Below are 20,808 nucleotides of genomic sequence, written 5' to 3'. Positions count from 1 at the left end.
TGGCTATTTTTTGCCACGGATGTACACAGATAAACACGGATTAAAATCTATTTCAGTATCTGTCATGCTGGTTAGATCCTGAGGTGAAGTCAGAATGGCGATTGAGCGGGGTGCAGATCACACTAATAGCTGCAGAAAACAATCAATTTGCGGTAATCATCTTAATCTGCGGGACTATTTTTTGTATTTGATAATTAATCATGCGATGCCAACTTAACAGATCATAACAGCTGACTGCAGGAAAATACCTTATTTTATAATATCTTAGCAAACACATTTAAACTAAGCAATTTTTAACAGGATTACCATGGCCAGAACCAAAAACCATATCGAACTTCAATTTTTAAGCGAGCCCTCTGATGTTAATTATGGAGGTAAGGTACATGGTGGGATGATGATGAAATGGATTGATCAGGCTGCTTTTGCATGTGCCTTACAATGGAGCCAGACTTATTGCGTAACAGTTTATGTTGGGGGAATCCGTTTTTTTCATCCTGTTCATATCGGGCACTTGGTTAAAATGGAAGCACGCATTATTTACACGGGTAAAACCAGTATGCATATTGCCGTTGATGCTTTTTCGAAACCGGTAGGACAGACCGATTTTGTGAAGAATACACACTGTATTATAGTTTTTGTTGCAGTTGATGACGATGGACAACCAAAAGCAATCCCGGCCTTTAAGCCAAAAACCGAAAAAGAAATTGCCATGCATGGCTACGCCATTAAATTAATGGAACTGCGTAAAAGCATTGATAAAGAAATGGAGCCGTATATTGTGTAGCGCTGTGAGGGTGGCGTTTGGCGTGCGATTTTTCATTGCAAATTTCCTTCTTCCATTTTGCCTCTGCGATACTTTGCGTACAACTTTGCGGTCTTTGCGGTTAAAAGAAATAGAGTCTACTCCACAACTGGCAAGCTAAAACAAAATTTACTGCCTTCGCCAATAGCGCTTACCACCCATATTTTTCCGTTTTCGGCTTCAATAAAATCTTTAGAAATGGCAAGGCCTAAGCCTGAGCCTGATTTATTCTGCCCATCGGTTGGTACCTGGAAATACCTGTCGAACAACCTTTTCTGGTATTTTTCGTCAATACCTTTTCCAAAATCGCGCACAGAGAACTCAATAAATTTATCCTTTTGGAAAACATCGATCATCACTTTCGATTTTTCTGAACTGTACCGCAATGCATTCGATAAAAAGTTAACCAGTACCCAGGCTGTTTTCTGGATATCGGCATTCACATTCGGCAAGTTATGATTGCAGTTTAATACCAGTTGAATTGATTTTTGTTCGGCTTGAAATTTAACGGCATCAATGGCATAACTTACAATTTCTTCAGGTTTGGTTATGGCAAGAGTGAGTTTTAAATTACCGGTTTCTACCTGCGAAAGATCTAAAAGTTCGCTGGTGATTTTTAACAGTCTGTCGCTATCCTCTTTGATGTGGTTGAGCAACTCATGCTGTTCTTCGTTCATGGCACCCACACGCTCATCGTTTAGCAATTTTAAGCTCATTTTGATAGATGATAGTGGTGTTTTTAACTCGTGCGAAACTGTAGCGATAAAATTTGTTTTGGCTTCATCGAGTTCTTTAAACTGCGTAATATTTTTTAACGTGTAAACGCTTCCTGCAGATTTAGAAGAGGCTATTAAAGTGTTTTCATCCTGCTCTTCATAATTTGGAATGATGATTTCGCGGTTTTCCAACAGGAAATAAGATTCTTTATCATCAGCATAAATTTTTAGGGTATTATCATTTGTTTCGGGTTTAATGATCCGTTTAAGCAGCTCGTTCTTTTGCATCAGTTCGGCCACATTCTGGCCAATAACCTTATCCTCATCAAGACTCATCAGTTTTGCAGCGAGATGATTTAGAAAGAGTACTTCTCCCTGTTCATTTAAGCCGATTATGGCATCCTGCATTTGTGCAATAATGGCTTCGATACGGGATTTTTCGGATTTAATTTTAGATAAGTTGCTGTTTTCCCATTCGTTTAGTTTAACCACCATGCCGTTAAAGGAATCTGCCAGTTCTGTAAACTCATCTTCATTTTCGAAATGCAGGCGCTGTTTATAATTTTTACGACTGATCTGTTTAATCGCTGCACTAAATTCGGCAAGAGGGTTCGCCACAAAACCTGGAAAGTTTACAATGAACGTAAAGAGGATAATAAAGCTCAGGGTAGCGGCAATCATGATGTAGAGGTTTGCCCTCGATGAGGTTTCGTTAGCCAATTCATTTTTATCGTAAATGGCCTTCATATTTACCTGTTCGATATTTTGCAGCGCCATGCGCAAATTTTTAATGCTATTTTCTTTAATGGTTAACGATTGTGTGCCTTCTAGCGCGTTAAAAGCCGTTTCCAATTTCTGATAAGCCACTTTCTCGCCTGGTTCGGTAATGTTTAACCCTTCATTTTTTAAGTTTTCCTTAAATACGGTCAGTTGAGTACTGCTCAATGGAAATCGGTTCTGATCAATTACATTGCGCATAGCAGCAACATATTTCAGCGATTTGTAGTTGTCTTTAAGGATTACCTTGGATTTATCGGAAAGCTCATTTAAGAAAAAGAGCGCTATTAATCCGAAGGATAAAACGATTATAAAGAGAAACCCGAATCCGAGGCGGAGCTTGGTTTTGATTTTCATCTGTTTATGTTTTTTTTAGTGGTGATGAAGCGATCATGATTTGCTTATTTTATTGTGTGATATTTGAAAATCATTGATGGTTTCATGACTTTTTTAGTTTAACCGCAAAGGGAGGAGAGGTTTTCGCTATTAACGCAAAACAATTCTCTCTTTTTTGTGTAAAAATAGGTTATAATTAAATCTGTTTCCTGATTAACTAAATTATATAACAAAGGTTAGATAAATAGCATCTGTTTAGCCAGTAGTCAATAGCTATGCCAGTAGATTAGTTTATTATTTAAGTTGTTGTATAATAGTATTTTATGATGTTTTTGAGATTGTTTTAAGCAAAAAACATTTTCATTTTGGAAGGGTTTTTATCATTTTGAACCATTGCTTCTGAAGGTTTAATGCGCTGTTTTATGTTCCTAAACCTGATTGAAGTGGAAAGCCCGCAGCGCAGTGAGGACTTGCAACAGAAAGCAGGAGTGACGCTAATATGAAGCACAGGTTTTGCTTTCCAAAAAAAGAATGGATTTTTATTTTTTTGGAAAGCAGGTTTGGTAAAATTTAGGTTTGTACAGTTCCCGCTGTCTGCTTTACTGCGTGCCGCTTCCCATCGGGTTTAGGTGGCGCGGCTGGTAATAAGATTTAGGGCTGCAGGGCGTCTGAGCATAAAAATTTAATATCACTCAAAAGGTTTTAAGGTCATGGCACTTTCTTTTGTCCCTAAACCTGATCGCAGCGAACACGCAGTGCAACGGAGTAAAGCAGAGAGCAGGGACAAACGCTGCTATAAAATACAGGCTTTGCTTTTCAAAAAAAAGAATGGATTTTTATTTTTTCGCAAAGCAGGTTTGGTAAAATTTAGGTTGGTGCAGCCCCGCTGTCCGCTTTACTACGTGCCGCTTCCCATCGGGTTTAGGTGGCACGGTCTGTACCATGATTTAGGGTTGCAAGGTGCAGGAAAAATGAATGACGATTAGAATTTGATAAATTTTTCTATCTGCTCGTTGGTAAACTTAATCGTATCCGGATGATTGAAATTACCTTCCGTATCTAACTCGGTTTTAATATTTGGAATGTGCAAACGTAAGGGTAAAATATGCAGATGAATATAATGACAAACGCCAGTGAAATGATCTACACCACGGATATTGCCATATTTACCAGAAGAAATGCCGATTAAAGCGGCCTTTTTATCATAAAAACTATCAGGAAAATTACAGGCATCTATTAATACTTTTAGTACACCTGGGTAGCTTCCATTGTACTCTGGCATGATAAATAAAAACTTTTCGGTGTTATTAATCATGTTCTGGATTTCTTGAAAAGCTGCTGATCGTTTGCCATACATATCCGTATTCAAAACATCTATAGGCAAGTGCTCCAGGCTGAACAAACTGGCATCAGCGCCTTTTTCTTTTAGTTGCCTTTGGTAATATTTAGCAACTTTTAGCGTATTGCTATTGGGCCTGTTGGTAGCGGCTATAATTGTGATCATGGATAATTGTTAATAAGATGTGTAAAACCCAAACACGCTTCTTGCTAAAATTGCCATATAGTTTGTATCTTAGCTGATTGTGAAAAAGGCCGTAAACAATGCAAAAATAGAACTTTTTGCCAATTAAAACGCATAAATAACACAGCCCAAATAAACGTTAAGTAAATTTCGGATACATAGATGAGCAAAATTATTGCATTAGCAAATCAAAAAGGTGGTGTTGGTAAAACAACTTCATCTATAAACCTGGCTGCGAGTTTGGCCGTACTAGAATACAAAACTTTACTGGTTGATGCTGATCCTCAGGCAAATTCGACTTCAGGTATCGGTTTCGATCCCCGGAATATTAAAGATAGTATTTATGAGTGTATCATTAATGATATCGATCCCTTACAGGCCATCCAAAAAACGGATACGCCAAATTTAGATTTACTGCCCGCCCACATCGATCTGGTTGGTGCAGAGATCGAGATGATTAACCTGAACAACCGCGAGTACAAAATGAAAGCGGTTTTGGAGAAAATCAAAGATCAGTATGATTTTATTATCATCGATTGTTCACCATCCTTAGGTTTAATCACCATCAATGCTTTAACAGCGGCCGATTCGGTTATTATTCCTGTTCAGTGTGAGTACTTCGCGCTGGAAGGTTTGGGTAAGTTATTAAATACCATCAAAATTGTTCAGAACCGTTTAAACCCTGATCTGGAAATTGAAGGTATTTTACTAACCATGTACGATGTGCGTTTACGTTTATCAAACCAGGTGGTAGAAGAGGTAAAAACACATTTCCACGAACTCGTTTTCGATACCATTATTCAACGTAATACACGTTTAAGTGAGGCGCCGAGTTATGGCGTTTCGGTAATTATGCACGATGCCAACTGCAAAGGTGCCATTAACTACCTTAATCTTGCCCGCGAAATTGTAAAGAAAAACGGCCTTTTAAAGGAAGAAGAAAACATAGGAACAGCAACTTTATAAATTATAGATGACATCTTTTCAGCGAAAAACAGGTTTAGGAAGAGGGTTAAGTGCGCTTTTAGATGATAGCGAATCTTCTCATCCGCCGAAACAGCAGGTAAATGCTGTAAGCGAAACCGAGCAGATTGGCAATATCAGTCACGTAAGTTTAACTGAAGTTGAAACCAATCCATACCAGCCACGTACCGAATTTGACCAGGTAGCTTTAAACGAGCTTGCCGATTCGATTAAGATACAAGGTTTAATACAACCCATTACGGTTAGAAAACTTGGCGCAAACAAATACCAGCTCATTTCTGGCGAGCGTAGGTTCAGGGCTTCGAAACTGGCTGGCTTAACACAGATTCCAGCTTACATTCGCAGTGCCAACGACCAACAGATGTTGGAAATGGCCTTGATCGAAAATATTCAACGCGAAAATTTAAATGCCATTGAAGTAGCATTGAGTTTCCAAAGGATGATTGACGAGGTAGGCTTAAAACAAGAGCAATTAGGCGAACGTGTAGGTAAAAACCGTACAACGGTTACCAATTACCTGCGTTTGTTAAAACTTCCGCCAGCTATTCAGGCTTCCATCCGCGATCAGAAAATTAGCATGGGGCATGCAAGAGCCTTAATTAATGTTGATGGTGTTGACAAACAATTGTTTATCCACCAGGAAATTTTAGAAAAAGGATTATCGGTACGTAAGGTAGAAGAGCTTGTACGTAATCTGCAGCATGTACCTTTAAAAGGCAGCGAAAAATCGAAAGAAAAAGCTGTTTCTTTTCAATATCAAAAATTACAGGACGATCTGGCCTCTAAATTTGCTACCCGTGTAAAGTTAAAAGTAAGTCAGAACGGTAAAGGAGCAATAGAAATTCCTTTTATGAGTGATGACGACTTAAACCGAATTTTAGAGTTATTAGACTGGTAATGCAAAAGACTAAGCTTTTAATACTGGTTGCTGCATTTACATTTTTTCTTGTAAACTTAGCCTCGGCGCAGGTTAAGGATACGGTATTAAAACCTGCTGATACTTCAAAAATTAAATTATCTAAATCGTTAGACACTGCGGCTAAAAAACCGATGACCAGAAAGGATTCGATGAAAGCCAAGTATGTTAATCCGGGTAAGGTTGCCGGTAGAAAAGCGGTTTTCAGATCGATGATTATACCCGGCTGGGGGCAGTTGTATAATATGCAATTGCTTAATGACGGTTATGGTACAAGAGCTGGTAAAAGCCAGATATGGCAAAAACTGTACACGAGTGCTAAAATTGCAGGTATTTATGGAGGCATAACCGTACTTACCATGTCGTATATAGAAAGTAGCAAACAATATAATTTAGCACTAACAGAATTACAGTATCGCGACTCGCATGGTGATCAACCTGATCCTAACGGTCCTTTTGGCAGCCGTTATTCTACTACAGGCATAACCCAACGTAAAGATACCTATAGAAGAAATAAACAGATTGTATTGTTCTCTTACGGTTTGGTTTATTTCGCCAATGTAGTTGATGCCTATGTTGCAGCCCGTTTGCATTTTTTTAATATTGATGATAACCTTTCTTTTAAGGTAATGCCATCGATGATTAATACCAATTCGATGTATGGTTTCAATGCAACGCCTGCGTTAAAATTATCACTAACATTTTAATATCAAAAATCATCATGATACTCAATATTATATTACAGATGAAACTATAATTGTTTATCCGCTGCTAAGGGTTAGATATAAAAAGAATAAAAACTGAAAATAAATATAAACACATGAAACCATCATGATTTTTCAAACCAAACTTAAATGAATAAATGGCTCAAGCCTTCTTGAAACACCATTAAAACATCTACATTGGTGAAAAATCTGATAGCTTCATAACGATTAAAACTAAACTATAAACACATGAAAATTGCGCTTTTAGGATACGGTAAAATGGGGCAGATTATCGAAAAATTTGCGGTTGAACGTGGCCACGAAATTGTTCTAAAAATAACGATCGATAATCAGGATGATTTAACCAGACAAAATTTAAAATCGGCTGATGTAGCCATCGATTTTAGTACACCTGATTCGGTTTTAAAAAATATTGACGCCTGCTTTGATGCCAATGTGCCTATAGTTGTAGGTACAACAGGCTGGTATGGCAAACTCCAGGAGGTAAAAGATGATTGCAACAACAGTAACAATACGCTACTTTATGGGTCTAACTTTAGTATTGGCGTAAATTTATTCTTTAAGCTGAACCAAACTTTGGCCAAGCTGATGAATAACTACCCTGCCTATGAGGTTCAGGTTGAAGAAATTCATCATACACAAAAACTGGATGCACCAAGTGGTACGGCCATTACCCTTGCAGAAGGGATTGTAGATAACCTGGACAGAAAACAGGAGTGGTTAAACGAAGTGGTAGGAACTGATGTTGAATTGTTTCCGAAAGCAGAACAATTGCTGATAGAATCGCATAGGATAGAAAATATTCCAGGTACACACACTGTAATTTACAGCAGTGAGGTAGATGAAATAGAAATTAAACACACTGCCCATAATAGAGCTGGTTTTGCTTTAGGTGCAGTTGTGGCGGCAGAATGGTTGAAAGATAAAAAAGGATTTTTCAGCATTACTGATATTTTTGAATAGGAAATAGTTTTCAGTTGAAAATTGGCAGTTTTCAGTTAAGCGATTTATGCAATTAACTGAATAACCAAACAGATAAAAATCTGTGTAATCACACCGAAGGATAACAGGTAACCGATTAATAAATCGCAAACCAAAAATAAGATATATGAATTATAAATTCTGGCAACGAAAAAAAGATGCCCCAAAGAAGAAAAAAACTAAAACCCGTGAGTGGGTTGATGCAATTGTTTTTGCAGTAGTAGCAGCAACCATTATCCGCGTATTTTTTATTGAGGCTTACACCATTCCATCTGGTTCGATGGAAAGATCTTTGCTTATTGGCGATTTTCTTTTTGTGAGTAAAGTTAATTACGGTGCACGTATCCCGATGACTCCGGTTGCTTTTCCGTTTGCTCACCATACTATGCCTTTAACCACTTCTACCAAAGCTTATTGGGATGGTGTGCAGTGGAAATATCATCGTTTACCAGGTTTATCTAAAATTAAGAGAAACGATGTTGTGGTATTCAACTTTCCTGAAGGAGACACTGTGGCTGTAGAAAACCAGGCAGAAAGTTATTATGCATTAGAACGTACCATGGGCAGGCAGCAGGTTAGAAGCACATTTACGATAATAGACCGCCCGGTAGATAAACGGGAAAACTTTATTAAAAGATGTATCGGTATTCCGGGCGATGTAATTTCGATGAGCAATGGTGTTGCCAATGTAAATGGCAAAAATGAGCCTTTAAAAAACACTGGTATGATGCCATATCGCATCGAGTTTAAAACCATGGATTTTAATTATTCTGTACTTGATGAGTTTAAGCTGAATTTAGGCGGATCACCTGCTGTTGCAGATAAGACATACATTGTAGATGCCTCGCCAGAAATTGCTGATAAATTAAAAACATTTGATTTTGTAAAATCAGTTACCTTAAGTCCAGACCCTGCAGGAGCTGTTCCGGGAGGCGTTTTTCCGAACGATCCAAACAGAGTATGGAACAGGGATAACTTCGGGCCGATTAAAATCCCTTCAAAAGGATGGACCGTTAAAATTGATAGTAATACCATGCCGCTGTATTACAGGGCTATTAGAACTTACGAAGGAAACAAAGTAGAGCAAAAAGCAGGTGTTTGGTATATTAATGATAAAGTAGCCACTACTTATACTTTTAAAATGGACTACTATTGGATGATGGGTGATAACCGCCATAATTCGGCTGATTCGCGTTATTGGGGTTTTGTGCCCGAAGACCATATTGTAGGTAAAGCTTTATTTGTTTGGATGAGCTGGGATAGTACCGCATCTTTCTTGCATAAAATAAGATGGAGCAGGTTGTTTATGGGCATCCATTAATAAAATATAATTCTTTAAAAAGGGCGGATAATCAAAGATTATTCGCCCTTTTTGTTTATAGTCAATTGATAATTAACTTTTAAAAAAAATTAAAAAGTATTATGATGTTTTAAAAATATTTTTTAAGTTTGAGCTGTAATCAAATATCATGTCTGTAATTGTAGAGAAAAATCAGCGCCTTAGGGCTGGTGTTATTAAGCATTTATACTATAAGAAATCGCTATCGCTTACAGATTTGAGTAAGCTGACGCAAAAGAGTTTGCCTTTGGTTACCGCTGTGGTTAATAATTTGATAGCAGAAGGTTATATTATAGAAGAGGGTTTTGCACCGTCAACAGGTGGTAGAAGGGCTGCAATGTTCCTGATCAATCCAAATTTAAAAAAATATATTGTAGCCATTGCAATGGATCAGCTAACATCCAGGCTGACCATTTACGACCTTTCAAGAACAATGGTTACACCAGTTCGAACCTTAGAGTTCGAATTGGCGTCAAATGAAAGCAACATAGGCGATCTTGTAAATTTCATCAATACCAGTATCGATCAATCTAAAATCAACAGAACAGATATTTTAGGAGTTGGTATTGGTATGCCAGGTTTTGTTAATGCTGATGAGGGAATTAACCACTCTTTTCTTAAAGTTAAAGAAGGAACAACCTTACAAAATTATCTTTCTTCTAAAATCAATTTACCAGTACATATAGATAACGATTCTAGTCTGATTGCGCTGGCCGAATTAAATTTCGGAGAAGCTGTTAATTTAAAAGATGTGATGGTGGTTAATATTGGCTGGGGAACGGGCTTGGGAATAATTGTAAACGGCAAATTATACCGCGGCAGTAGTGGCAGTGCTGGTGAGTTTAGTCACATCCCACTTTCAGACAGCGACAATTTATGTTCCTGTGGCAGAAGAGGCTGCTTAGAGGTTGATACTTCATTATTAGTGATGGCTAAGCGGGCAGAAGAAGCAATAGCTGGAGGTGCTGAATCGAGTATGAAAAAACTGTTTAAAGACAAAAGTAAACACCCTGCTGATCATTTCTTACATGCTGTAAGCCAACAAGATCCTGTGGCCATATCAGTACTGGCTAAAGCTATTTTTCAATTGGGCAAAGGAGTAGCCACATTAATCCATCTTTTAAACCCTCAGTGTATTGTTTTAAGTGGAAGAGGCGCTAAAGCAGGTAAAATGCTTTTGCCGCCAATTCAACAAGCTATCCATGAGTTTTGTATTCCCCGAATAGCCGAACAGACCGAAATAAAGCTCTCTACCCTAACGGATGAAGCTGAATTATTGGCTGCAGGGAGTTTAACAGTAGAATATAATCAATTTGACTAAAGAGATTCTTAAATATAAAACCAAGGCATATGCAAAAATAAAAAATCAACTTACCAAGTCTCACGCTACCTTAAACTTATTTTAAACTAACTAAACTAAAAATTATGAAAAAAATGTACTTAAAGTGTATAAGTATGTTGTTGTTATGTTTTTTAACAATAACAGCTTTTGCACAGAAGAATATTACCGGTACGGTAAAAGACGCGTCAGGGCCTCTTCCCGGTGTAAGCGTTTCTGTTAAAGGAACTGCAAAAGTAACTCAAACAGATGGCAGTGGGAAATTCTCTATATCAGTAAGCCCTAACGAAATTTTAGTGTTTACTGCAATAGGTTATGCCAAGCAAGAAATTAGCATAAACACTCAAACATCAATAGATGTAATTCTAAAAGAAAGTTCTAATCAGCTAGATGAAGTTAACGTAGTAACAACTGCGTTGGGGATTAAGCGCCAGGAAAAATCTCTTGGTTATGCAGTAAGTACGGTAACGGCTAAGCAATTAACCGAAGCAGGCAACACAAATTTTGCATCAGCGCTCTATGGTAAAGCTGCAGGTGTTAAAATTACAACAGCTCCAGGTGGAGCTAGTAGTGCGGTAAACGTTCAGATCAGGGGTATTAACTCTATTAACTACAATCAACAACCTTTATATGTTGTGGATGGGGTAATGATCAGAAATGATGGGCAAAATGGTGCAGCAGGAGCAAACAACAATAACTATTGGGATGATCAACGTGTTCGTGGTAACGGTATCTTAGATATTAATCCTGCGGATATTGAAAGCTTAACGGTATTAAAGGGCGCAAGTGCTTCTGCGCTGTACGGTTCTGATGCGGCGAGTGGTGTTGTGGTAATTACCACTAAAAAAGGGTCTAAAAACAGAGGTTTGGGTGTTGATTTTAACTATCAGGGATCAATAGATCAGGTTGCTTTCTTACCTAATTTCCAAAATACTTATGGCCCGGGTTATGATAGAGAAACTAACGTAGCAAACGGTGCTACAGAAGAAGGTTGGATTCCTGATGCTAACTCTCCAAGTGGTTTCAGACCTTATTTCAGAGCTTACGGGAATTTTGGTCCTAAAATGGATGGCCAACAAGTAAGATGGTGGGATGGTTCAATTCGTTCATACTCTCCTCAACCAAATAACTACAGAGATGTGTATCAAAATGGATATACTTCTAATGCAAACGTTGCAATTTCTAATCAGACAGAAGGGGTTAACTATCGTTTCTCTGCTTCCCGTTTAGATTATAAAGGTACCCAGCCAGGAAATACCGGTGCTAAAAATACCTTTAATTTAAATTCTACTATCAAACTTGCACCTAAATTATCTGCAGATGTGATTGTAAGTTATGTAAATACCATTACCAAAAACAGGCCTTACCAATTAGGTCAGGTTTTAGGCTCGTTTGCTGGTTTTTTCAGCCGTGCGGAAGATATGGACTTGATGAAAGAGAAATTTCAAACGAGTAATGGTTACAAGTATGCTACTTTTGATCAAATTAATCGTCCTGAACCATTTATTTTTAATATTAGGGCGACAAATTTGTTGGATTTCTATTGGCAGCAATTGAAAAACCAATATGATGAGAACGAAAATAGGTTGTTATCCAGTTTCACTTTAAACTATGATGTGGCTAAAAACCTAAAGTTAAGAGGACGTATTGGTAATGACTATACCGGTGTTAAAACTGAAAATCGCCAGTTTACCGAAATTCCTAGTGCTTTGAATGCAAATAACAGTACAGGTGCTTATACTACAACTCAAGGGCAATACTCAGTTCTTTATGGTGATGCATTATTAACTTATTCAAATAAGATTGGGAAAGATTTTGGTCTTTCTGTGAGCGGTGGTTATCAAGGCAGAAAAGAGACTTATAAGGATTTGAAATCAAATACCACTTTAGGTTTGGTGAATGAAAACTTCTTCACTCTAAAAAATTCTTTCGGTATTTTGGAAACTACTGAAGCGCGTAAAGAGCAGCTAAAATATGCTTACTTAGGAATTATGAACCTTAGCTACAAAGATTTCTTATTTGCAGAAGGTACAGCCAGGCAAGAATATGTTTCAACTCTTCCTCCAGGAAATAACCAATACTCATATTATTCTGTAAACAGTGGTTTTGTATTTAGTGATCTTTGGAAGTTGCCTAAATTCTGGAGTTATGGAAAATTACGAGCTTCTTATGGTGTGGTGGGTAATGCACCCCCAATTTATGAGGCAAATGTTTCTTACACACAAACTTCTCAACAAACTATTAACGGATCTGTTCCTCAGTTGGTACCGGCTAGGAATTATGGAAACTTAAATCTACAACCAGAGAAAAAACATGAAGCAGAATTTGGCTTAGAAACTAGATTCTTAAATGGAAGATTAGGCTTAGATGTAAGTTATTATGATAATAAAATCAAAAATCAAATTTTACCATTAGAAGTGACATCCACAAACGGTGCACAAAATCAGATTGTAAACGTAGGTGAAATTGGTAACAGGGGCTTTGAGGTGGCTTTAAATGCTACTCCGGTTTCTGGTAAATTCAGATGGGATACTCGTTTGAATTTCTCGACTAATAAATCAAAAGTTAATTCTTTAAAAGACCAAAATTCAGAAATTCCATTTTATTATTCTGATCAGTCTACAGCGAAAATCGTAGCTAGAGCAGGAGAGGAATTGGGAAATATCTACATCCGACCAAGAAAAACTGATGCAAATGGCAATTACTTAATCAATGATGATGGTTACTATGTAATGGATAATTCTGTTTATGTTAAGGCAGGAAACATTATGCCTAAAGCGGTTGGCGGTTTCTCAAACACTTTTAGCTACGGAAACTTTGCATTAGACGTAACTATCGATTACCGTTTCGGTGGCAAAATGATTGCGCCTAACTTGAAATATATGCGTGGTGCAGGTATGTTAGAAAATTCAATGGAATTCAGAGATGCAGCTAGCGGCGGTTTAAGTTATAGCAGCAATGGTAAAACCTACAACGATGGTGTAGTTTTGCAGGGCGTAAACCAAACAACAGGATTGCCAAATACTAAGGTACTTTCTGCTGCTGATTATTACTTAACTACCTATAACTGGGGTGAAGGTTCATTAACTGAAGCAGAGATTTTTGATAATGATTATATCAAAATGAGAGAGGTTGTATTAAGCTATAAAATCCCAGCTTCTTTCACTAAAAAACTGAAAATTTCTAATTTAAGATTTTCATTGATCGGACGTAACTTGTTTTACATCCACAGAACTTTGAAAGATCTGGATCCAGAGGCACCGCTTGGAAACAAATGGTGGTCGCAAGGTGTAGATGTGGGCTCAACTGCAGCATCTAGAAACTTTGGATTCTCATTAAACGCAAATTTTTAGTCATTAATAAATAAGATATTATGAAAAAGTTAATCATAAAGGCAAGTTTTCTTGTATTCGCTTTAGCTGCAACGCTAGGCTGCAAGAAAGATATTGATGAAAAGTTTAACAATCCGGAACAGGTATTAGAGCCAAATTTACCCGGGTTATTTACTGCAATGCTCAATAATGATCGAGTAGCGGCAAAGTATTGGAATGTTCGTACTTTCTTGAGCACAATGCCTGGCGTCTATGCTCAAACAGCATATTTCTCGAATGGGAATGCTGCCTATCAACAAAATGATGGATATGCTCAAAATTATTGGGATGATTTTTATAGTACAGGTGGAAATGGAAGTGGTCCTTTAGCGATTTATCGAGTGATGGAGAACAAATTTAACTCACTTTCTACAGCTGATCAAAATAGTCAACGTATAATTTTACAAGCTGCTAAAGTTGTCCTGATTGAACAGGCTGCAAAGATGGTTGATTTGTGGGGAGATATCCCATATTCAGAAGCTGGTAGTCTTCCTGCAAGTAGCACTATTAAAAATCCAAAATACGACGAGCAAAAAGCACTTTACTCAACATTCATTTCTGATTTGTCTAGTTTGGCAACATATTTTAAGGCGACAACCACTACAGCAGCTTTTGCAAAATGTGATATATTGCTCAAGGGAGATGTTTCTAAATGGACTAGATATGCTAATTCATTACGCTTGAGGCTATTAATGCGTATTTCGAAGACTGACGAGGCAACGGCTAAAACTGCCATACTTCAAATGTTAGGCGACCAAACAAATTTCCCACTAGTAGACGGTGGTAATGTAGCAAATTACAGTCCAGTTAATTCTGATGTTTTATTGCAACCTTTAACAACAAGTAATAGTGACTTACATGATGCATTTTTTGAAGGTAGCTGGTATGCAACTGATTATATGTTAAATACTTTAATGCTCCCTGCCAACGACCCACGTATACCAGTGATTTACGACAAGTTTGGCGAGACCGTTAATGGAAAGTTTGTACAAAATGCAACTTATAAAGCAATGCCAAATACATTCACTACTACTGAACAAGAAAGTAATTTTAGAAAGTTTGCAGTATTAGATTCTGGGACATTTGTTTTCAACGTAAAACTTCCTGGAATTCTCATTACCGCCTCAGAAGTTAACTTGTTAAAAGCAGAAGCCTATGAGAGATGGGGAAGTACTACCGATGCGAAAACAGCATATGATTTAGGTCTAAAACAATCAGTCGCTTTCTATTATTATCTTAATAATGTAAATCCAGGTGCTTATGCCAAAGTTGATTTACCATCTACAGCAATAGTTGATGCCTGGGTAAATACTTCAACGGCATCATATAGTGGCACTGCAGCTGAAAAATTGGCTAAGATTGCAACTCAAAAATGGGCACATTTTGGTGTTCTTCAATCAACTGAAGCATGGTCTGAGTATAGAAGAACTGGATACCCTGTATTAACTTTTCAAACAACAGGTAAATTAGTTGGTTTTGAGACGCCACCAACTAGGCTGCTTTATCCAGGTAAAGAGAGAAGTTTAAATAGCGAAAACTATCAGGCAGTAGCATCAAAAGATACCCGCAAAACTAAAATATTCTGGATGCCTTAATCCTTGTAAATTAAATCCCGGCAGAAACTGCCGGGATTTTTAATTATATTAAAATATGAAATTACCTAGCCTTTTAATTGCCTTTATCTGTTGCGTTAATATCGCTTTTGCCCAACGAAACGATATCCTCAAAGAATCAACCAAATACGAATGGCCTAAAGATGAAGCAGTAAAAAAGAAATTAGAACACTGGCAGGATAAAAAGTTTGGGATGATTATCCACTGGGGTTTATATGCTGTTCCTGGAATTATTGAATCTTGGTCAATCTGTTCAGAAGACTGGATTGACAGAGACAGTACAATAAAGTACGATGATTACAAGAAATGGTATTGGGGCTTAAACGAGAAATTTAATCCAACAAAATTCGATCCTGAGCAATGGGCCAAAGCAGGTAAAAGTGCAGGAATGAAATACCTGGTGTTTACCACCAAACATCACGATGGCTTTGCCATGTTCGATACCAAACAATCTGATTTTAGCATTGCAAAAGGTCCTTTTTCAACCAATGCCAAAAAAGACGTAGCTAAATATGTGTTCGATGCTTTCCGTAAGGAAAATTTTATGATCGGTGCTTATTTTTCTAAACCCGATTGGCATTCTCAATACTATTGGTGGGATAAATATGCCACTGCAGATAGAAATAACAATTACGACATCAGAAAGAATCAATGGCGGTGGAATATGTTCAAAAGTTATACCCAGAACCAGATTGGAGAGCTAATGAACAATTACGGAAGTATTGATATTTTATGGTTAGATGGCGGATGGGTCCGTCCACGGGCTAGCGTAAATAAAGAAGTACTTTCTTGGGGAGCACCTATTCCAGAGTGGAGCCAGGATATTGATATGCCTAAGATTGCCGCTGATGCCAGAAAAGCACAACCTGGTTTAATTGTAGTGGATAGAACGGTACATGGCCAGTTTGAAAACTACCAAACCCCCGAACAAAAAATTCCTGAAAACCAGTTGGATTATCCATGGGAAAGCTGCATGACTTTAGGCGGAGCCTGGGGTTTTGTACCCAACGATCAATATAAATCGGCAGGTGAAGTGGTTCATAAATTAGTAGAAATAGTGGCCAAAGGTGGAAGTTTGCTTTTAGGTATTGGACCAAAAGCTGATGGAACGCTGCCTGATCATCTGATTACAAGATTGGATGAAATTGGTAAGTGGACCAGTAAAAATGGTGTTGCCATATACGGAACAAGAATTACCAAAAACTACCATGATGGACAGAACTGGTTTACGCAAAGTAAAGACGGTAAAACTATTTACGGTATCAGTTTAATTAGCAATACGCCAAACAAAGAAATTTCATGGCAAGGGAGTATTCCTAAAAAAGGCAGTCTCATTACTGTTTTAAGCACCAACCAAAAGGTAAAATGGACATTGAAAGATGGCAAGGTACACTTCGATTTTCCTAAAACAGAGGAGAAAACAGCCCTGACTTTTTCTTTTACGCCCGAAACTAATTAGCAATGCCGAAACCGAGAAGATACCTATATTTATTGCCTGCATTATTTTTCTGTAGTAGCCTTTTTGCTCAAGTTAAAGGGCAATCTTTACCCTATAAAAATCCGAAATTAAGTGTCGATTTGAGGGTAAAAGACCTCATTTCGAGAATGACACCAGAAGAAAAATTCTGGCAGTTATTTATGATTCCTGGAGATGTTACAACTGAAAATAAGACACAATTTAAAAACGGTATTTTTGGTTTGCAGGTAAGTGCTGCTGCCCAGGGAAGTGGTAATGCACAACAAATGTTAACCTATAATACCTCTGAAGATGGACTTTCTCTGGCTAAAAAAGTAAATAAAATTCAAAAATTTTTTGTTGAGGAAACCCGTTTGGGCATTCCCATCATTCCATTTGATGAGGCTTTACACGGTTTGGTTAGGCAAGGTGCTACTGCTTTTCCACAATCAATTGGTTTAGCTGCAAGTTTTGATACTACTTTAGTAGCCAAAATTGGTGCCGCTATTGCCAATGAGGCAAGGGCACGTGGCTTGAGAGATCTTTTGGCACCTGTAATCAATATGGCTACAGATGTAAGATGGGGCAGGGTAGAAGAAACCTATGGAGAAGACCCTTATCTAACAACCGTTCTGGGCCATGCTTTTATGAATGCCATAGAAAGGCAGAATATCATTGTTACCCCAAAACATTTTATTGCCAATGTTGGCGATGGCGGGCGGGATAGCTACCCGATAGAGATGGATAAACATTTTTTAGAAGAAATCCACTTTCCTGCATTTAAAGATGGGGTTAAAAACATAGGTATCCGTTCATTAATGACTTCCTATAACAGCGTTTTTGGTACACCGGCAACCTCAAATAAATGGCTGCTCACCACTAAACTAAAAACAGAATGGGGCTTTAAAGGTTTCGTAATTTCTGATGCAGGTGCAGTTGGAGGTGCCAATGTATTACATTTTACAGCTAAAGATTATAAAGATGCTACGGCGCAATCGATTAATGCCGGCCTTGATGTAATCTTCCAGGTAGATTATAACCATTATAAACTTTTTCTGCCCGCATTTTTAGATGGTAGCATTCCCAAATCGAGAATAGATGATGCATTGTCAAGGGTGCTGAAAGCTAAATTCGAGCTGGGGCTGTTTGAGCATCCTTACGTGGATGAAAGTATTGCTGAAAAGATGCTGAGCGATCAAAGTAATCACAATCTAGCCAAAGAGGCCGCTTTAAAATCTTTTGTGCTCCTGAAAAATGATAACAACACGCTTCCGTTAAAAAGTGAAAAGCAGATCTTACTGGTAGGGGAAGATGCGATTGAAGCCAGATTAGGTGGCTACAGCGGTACCGGAAACAATAAGATAAATATATTGGAGGGCTTAAAAAACGCAGTATCCAATAACATTAAGGTTAATTATGTAAAAGGCAGTAGCCGGGAACTGCAATCTTATATTCCGATAGACAGCCAGTTTCTTTCTGCTAATCAGAAAGCAGGATTAACGGGAAGCTATTACAAAGGGCTTCAGTTCTCAGGGAAACCCGTTAAAGAAGTAAATGATAAGGCCGTTAATTTCAGTTGGACATTATACCCGCCAGATGAGCAGCTCCAACTGGATGATTATTCGGTAAGGTGGGCCGGTAAAATCAAGGTGCCACAAAATTCCGATGTTAATATCGGATTGGAGGGAAATGATGGTTACCGATTATATTTGGATAACCAGTTACTGATCGATAATTGGGACAAAAAATCTTTCAATACGAAGACCGTTCCATTTCATTTTGAGAAAAATAAGGAGTATGCAATTAAGGTCGAGTTTTTTGAGCCCAAAGGCAATGGTAAAATCAAACTGATCTGGGATTATAATATCAGGGAATCAAACGAAATAGCTGATGCGGTGACTGCTGCAAAAAATAACGATGCAATCGTATTTGTTGCTGGTATAAAAGAAGGAGAGTTTTTAGATCGGGCGATGTTAAACCTGCCTGGTAATCAAGAAATGCTATTGGAAGAACTCGCAAAAACCGGGAAACCTATTATTGTGGTATTAACCGGTGGAAGTGCCATTAATATGCAGCCTTGGTTAAATAAAGTAAGTGCAGTTTTAAATGTTTGGTACCCAGGCGAAGCAGGCGGTAGCGCCATTGCCGACGTATTGCTTGGCAAGGCAAATCCATCAGGTAAACTTCCAATTACTTACCCGATTGATGAATCGCAGTTACCATTGGTCTACAACCACAAACCTACTGGAAGAGGCGATGATTATAACAACTTAAGCGGCGAACCACTTTTTCCATTTGGATACGGATTAAGTTATACCAACTTTTCTTACCACAATTTGAGGTTTAACCGTAAAAGTATCGCTAAAAATGAAACCGCTAACTTAAGCTTCGAGCTTAAAAATACTGGCAATTATGATGGTGAAGAAGTGGTGCAGTTGTACATGAGGCCGCTATTAAGCAAATTGGCGCAGCCAGTTCTTGCATTGAGGGCTTTTCAGAGGGTACATTTAAAGGTTGGCGAAACAAAGGTAATTTCATTCAAACTGGATAAAGAGGTGCTGCAAACACTCAATATCAATAATGTATGGGAAGTAGCTCCTGGGGAATATAGGATTATGATTGGATCATCAAGTAAATCACTTTATTTAAAAGATAACTTAACTGTTAAGCCTTAAAAAAAATACCTCCTATGGTTGGGGATAAACAATATCAAGTAATTTTGCTGCAGATTCTGGTTAAATCTGCGGCTTTTTTATGTTCAGGATTTTTGCCGCGGAAACATTAATTTACCATGGATGTCATCCTGAGCGTAGTCGAAGGATCTTTAACCTAACTCAGCTATCCCTAACTTCACTGCAAGTTCATTCAGATCCTTTATCACAACATCAATGATCGGAATACCGCTGATTTTCCTTTCCTGTTCAAATTCATGTTCAGGTTCGCCAGGGATGATTACTTTTTTATCAGGATCTATCGTTTTTGCACTTTTAAAGCGTTCTACCCAATTATCTAAATGATTTTTGAAGTCTTCAGCTGGTCTGAAACCATCTACACGCATAGCGCCCAAAAAGTGGCCAAGTCCTTCGCCGACCGGATTGGCCGATGGCTCTAAGAAAGCCACAAATGGAGGTACCCAAGGGCCATAATTCGCGCCAGATAACACCGCTGATAAAATATCGACCGTAGCACTTAACCCATAACCTTTATGACTGCCATGATCTTTATCACTGCCCAAAGGAAGGAGCGAACCGCCATTTTTTAATTCGTTCGGATCGGTAGAGTTTTCTCCATTTTTATCCTGAACCCAGCCATCCGGAATATTTTTATTTGCTCTTTGGGCAATTTCCAGTTTTCCGTTTGCTGCCGCTGCTGTGGCCATATCTACAATTACTGGTGGGTATTTCCCTGCAGGAAAAGCATAACACATAGGGTTGGTGCCCAATAAACGTTCGTTCGCATAAGTAGGGGCAACCAAAGGGCTTGCATTGGTCATACTGATGCCGATCATATCTTTTTCCACCGCCATTAGAGCATGGTAACCTGCAATACCAAAATGGTTGGAGTTTTTAACCGATACCCATCCGCTACCGTATTTTTCTGCTTTTGCTATAGCAACTTTCATGGCAAATGGTGCAACCACTAAGCCTAAGCCTGCATCACCATCTACAGTGGCAGTAGTAGGTGTTTCATGTACGATTTTAATATTAGGTGTCGCATTTATTCTTTTCTTTTCCCAAAGGCGTACATAACCGCTTAAACGGGCAACGCCATGCGAGTCGATTCCACGTAAATCTGAACGGATTAACACATCGGTTGCTAAATTGGCATGCTCATCAGAACAGCCCATTTTTTTAAAAACGTTATAAGTAAAATTCCTAAGATTGGTTTCTGTAAAAGTGATGAAATTCATGTTAGTATTAAGTGTCAAGAT

Annotated in this window: 14 protein-coding genes; 11 read left to right on the top strand and 3 right to left on the bottom strand. The window is 38.1% G+C overall.

Features of this window, described 5'->3' with window-relative positions:
- The first annotated feature begins 307 nt into the window (after positions 1-307).
- Positions 308-784 (top strand): acyl-CoA thioesterase, encoded by a 477-nt coding sequence (locus ACTJKN_RS19045; RefSeq protein ID WP_440827314.1) that lies wholly within the window; start codon positions 308-310, stop codon positions 782-784.
- 116 nt (positions 785-900) lie between these two features.
- Here ACTJKN_RS19045 and ACTJKN_RS19040 read toward each other — a convergent pair whose 3' ends face one another.
- Positions 901-2,652: an ATP-binding protein gene (locus ACTJKN_RS19040; RefSeq protein WP_440827313.1), complete on the bottom strand. Its 1,752-nt coding sequence runs from the start codon at positions 2,650-2,652 to the stop codon at positions 901-903.
- Between the two features lie 961 nt (positions 2,653-3,613).
- Positions 3,614-4,135: an NADPH-dependent FMN reductase gene (locus tag ACTJKN_RS19035; protein WP_440827312.1), complete on the bottom strand. Its 522-nt coding sequence runs from the start codon at positions 4,133-4,135 to the stop codon at positions 3,614-3,616.
- A 180-nt stretch (positions 4,136-4,315) separates the two neighbouring features.
- Here ACTJKN_RS19035 and ACTJKN_RS19030 point away from each other — a divergent pair, with 180 nt between their 5' ends.
- The 10 genes from ACTJKN_RS19030 (at position 4,316) to ACTJKN_RS18985 (ending at position 19,552) form a co-directional block, all read left to right on the top strand.
- Positions 4,316-5,119 carry a ParA family protein gene (locus tag ACTJKN_RS19030; RefSeq protein ID WP_029280114.1) on the top strand — a complete coding sequence of 268 codons (804 nt, stop codon included), beginning with the start codon at positions 4,316-4,318 and terminating at the stop codon, positions 5,117-5,119.
- Between the two features lie 7 nt (positions 5,120-5,126).
- Positions 5,127-6,035: a ParB/RepB/Spo0J family partition protein gene (locus ACTJKN_RS19025; RefSeq protein WP_029280116.1), complete on the top strand. Its 909-nt coding sequence runs from the start codon at positions 5,127-5,129 to the stop codon at positions 6,033-6,035.
- Entirely contained in the window at positions 6,035-6,760 is a 726-nt protein-coding gene (locus tag ACTJKN_RS19020; protein ID WP_440827311.1) for a DUF5683 domain-containing protein, read from the top strand. Before ACTJKN_RS19025 ends, ACTJKN_RS19020 begins: the two co-directional genes overlap by 1 nt.
- Positions 6,761-7,006: 246 nt before the next feature.
- Positions 7,007-7,741, top strand: a complete 735-nt coding sequence (gene dapB, locus ACTJKN_RS19015) for a 4-hydroxy-tetrahydrodipicolinate reductase (protein WP_230146256.1) — start codon at positions 7,007-7,009, stop codon at positions 7,739-7,741.
- Positions 7,742-7,886: 145 nt separating this feature from the next.
- Positions 7,887-9,080, top strand: a complete 1,194-nt coding sequence (gene lepB, locus ACTJKN_RS19010) for a signal peptidase I (protein WP_440827310.1) — start codon at positions 7,887-7,889, stop codon at positions 9,078-9,080.
- A 148-nt stretch (positions 9,081-9,228) separates the two neighbouring features.
- Positions 9,229-10,419, top strand: a complete 1,191-nt coding sequence (locus tag ACTJKN_RS19005) for an ROK family protein (protein ID WP_440827309.1) — start codon at positions 9,229-9,231, stop codon at positions 10,417-10,419.
- Between the two features lie 104 nt (positions 10,420-10,523).
- Positions 10,524-13,790, top strand: coding sequence for a SusC/RagA family TonB-linked outer membrane protein (locus ACTJKN_RS19000; protein ID WP_440827308.1), 3,267 nt, complete (start codon positions 10,524-10,526; stop codon positions 13,788-13,790).
- A 20-nt stretch (positions 13,791-13,810) separates the two neighbouring features.
- Positions 13,811-15,403 (top strand): SusD/RagB family nutrient-binding outer membrane lipoprotein, encoded by a 1,593-nt coding sequence (locus tag ACTJKN_RS18995; RefSeq protein ID WP_440827307.1) that lies wholly within the window; start codon positions 13,811-13,813, stop codon positions 15,401-15,403.
- Between the two features lie 55 nt (positions 15,404-15,458).
- Positions 15,459-16,880: an alpha-L-fucosidase gene (locus ACTJKN_RS18990; RefSeq protein WP_440827306.1), complete on the top strand. Its 1,422-nt coding sequence runs from the start codon at positions 15,459-15,461 to the stop codon at positions 16,878-16,880.
- A gap of 2 nt (positions 16,881-16,882) precedes the next feature.
- Positions 16,883-19,552, top strand: a complete 2,670-nt coding sequence (locus ACTJKN_RS18985; RefSeq protein ID WP_440827305.1) for a glycoside hydrolase family 3 C-terminal domain-containing protein — start codon at positions 16,883-16,885, stop codon at positions 19,550-19,552.
- A 149-nt stretch (positions 19,553-19,701) separates the two neighbouring features.
- Here the strand turns inward: ACTJKN_RS18985 and ACTJKN_RS18980 are convergent, their stop codons facing one another.
- Positions 19,702-20,787, bottom strand: coding sequence for an Ldh family oxidoreductase (locus ACTJKN_RS18980; protein ID WP_440827304.1), 1,086 nt, complete (start codon positions 20,785-20,787; stop codon positions 19,702-19,704).
- Between the last annotated feature and the right edge of the window lie 21 nt (positions 20,788-20,808).

Origin of the sequence: Pedobacter sp. 22163 (assembly GCF_052045595.1) — a bacterium.
Lineage (GTDB): Bacteria > Bacteroidota > Bacteroidia > Sphingobacteriales > Sphingobacteriaceae > Pedobacter.
The sequence above is the reverse complement of the archived record's forward strand: the minus strand, read 5'-3'. Positions and strand labels throughout refer to the sequence as shown.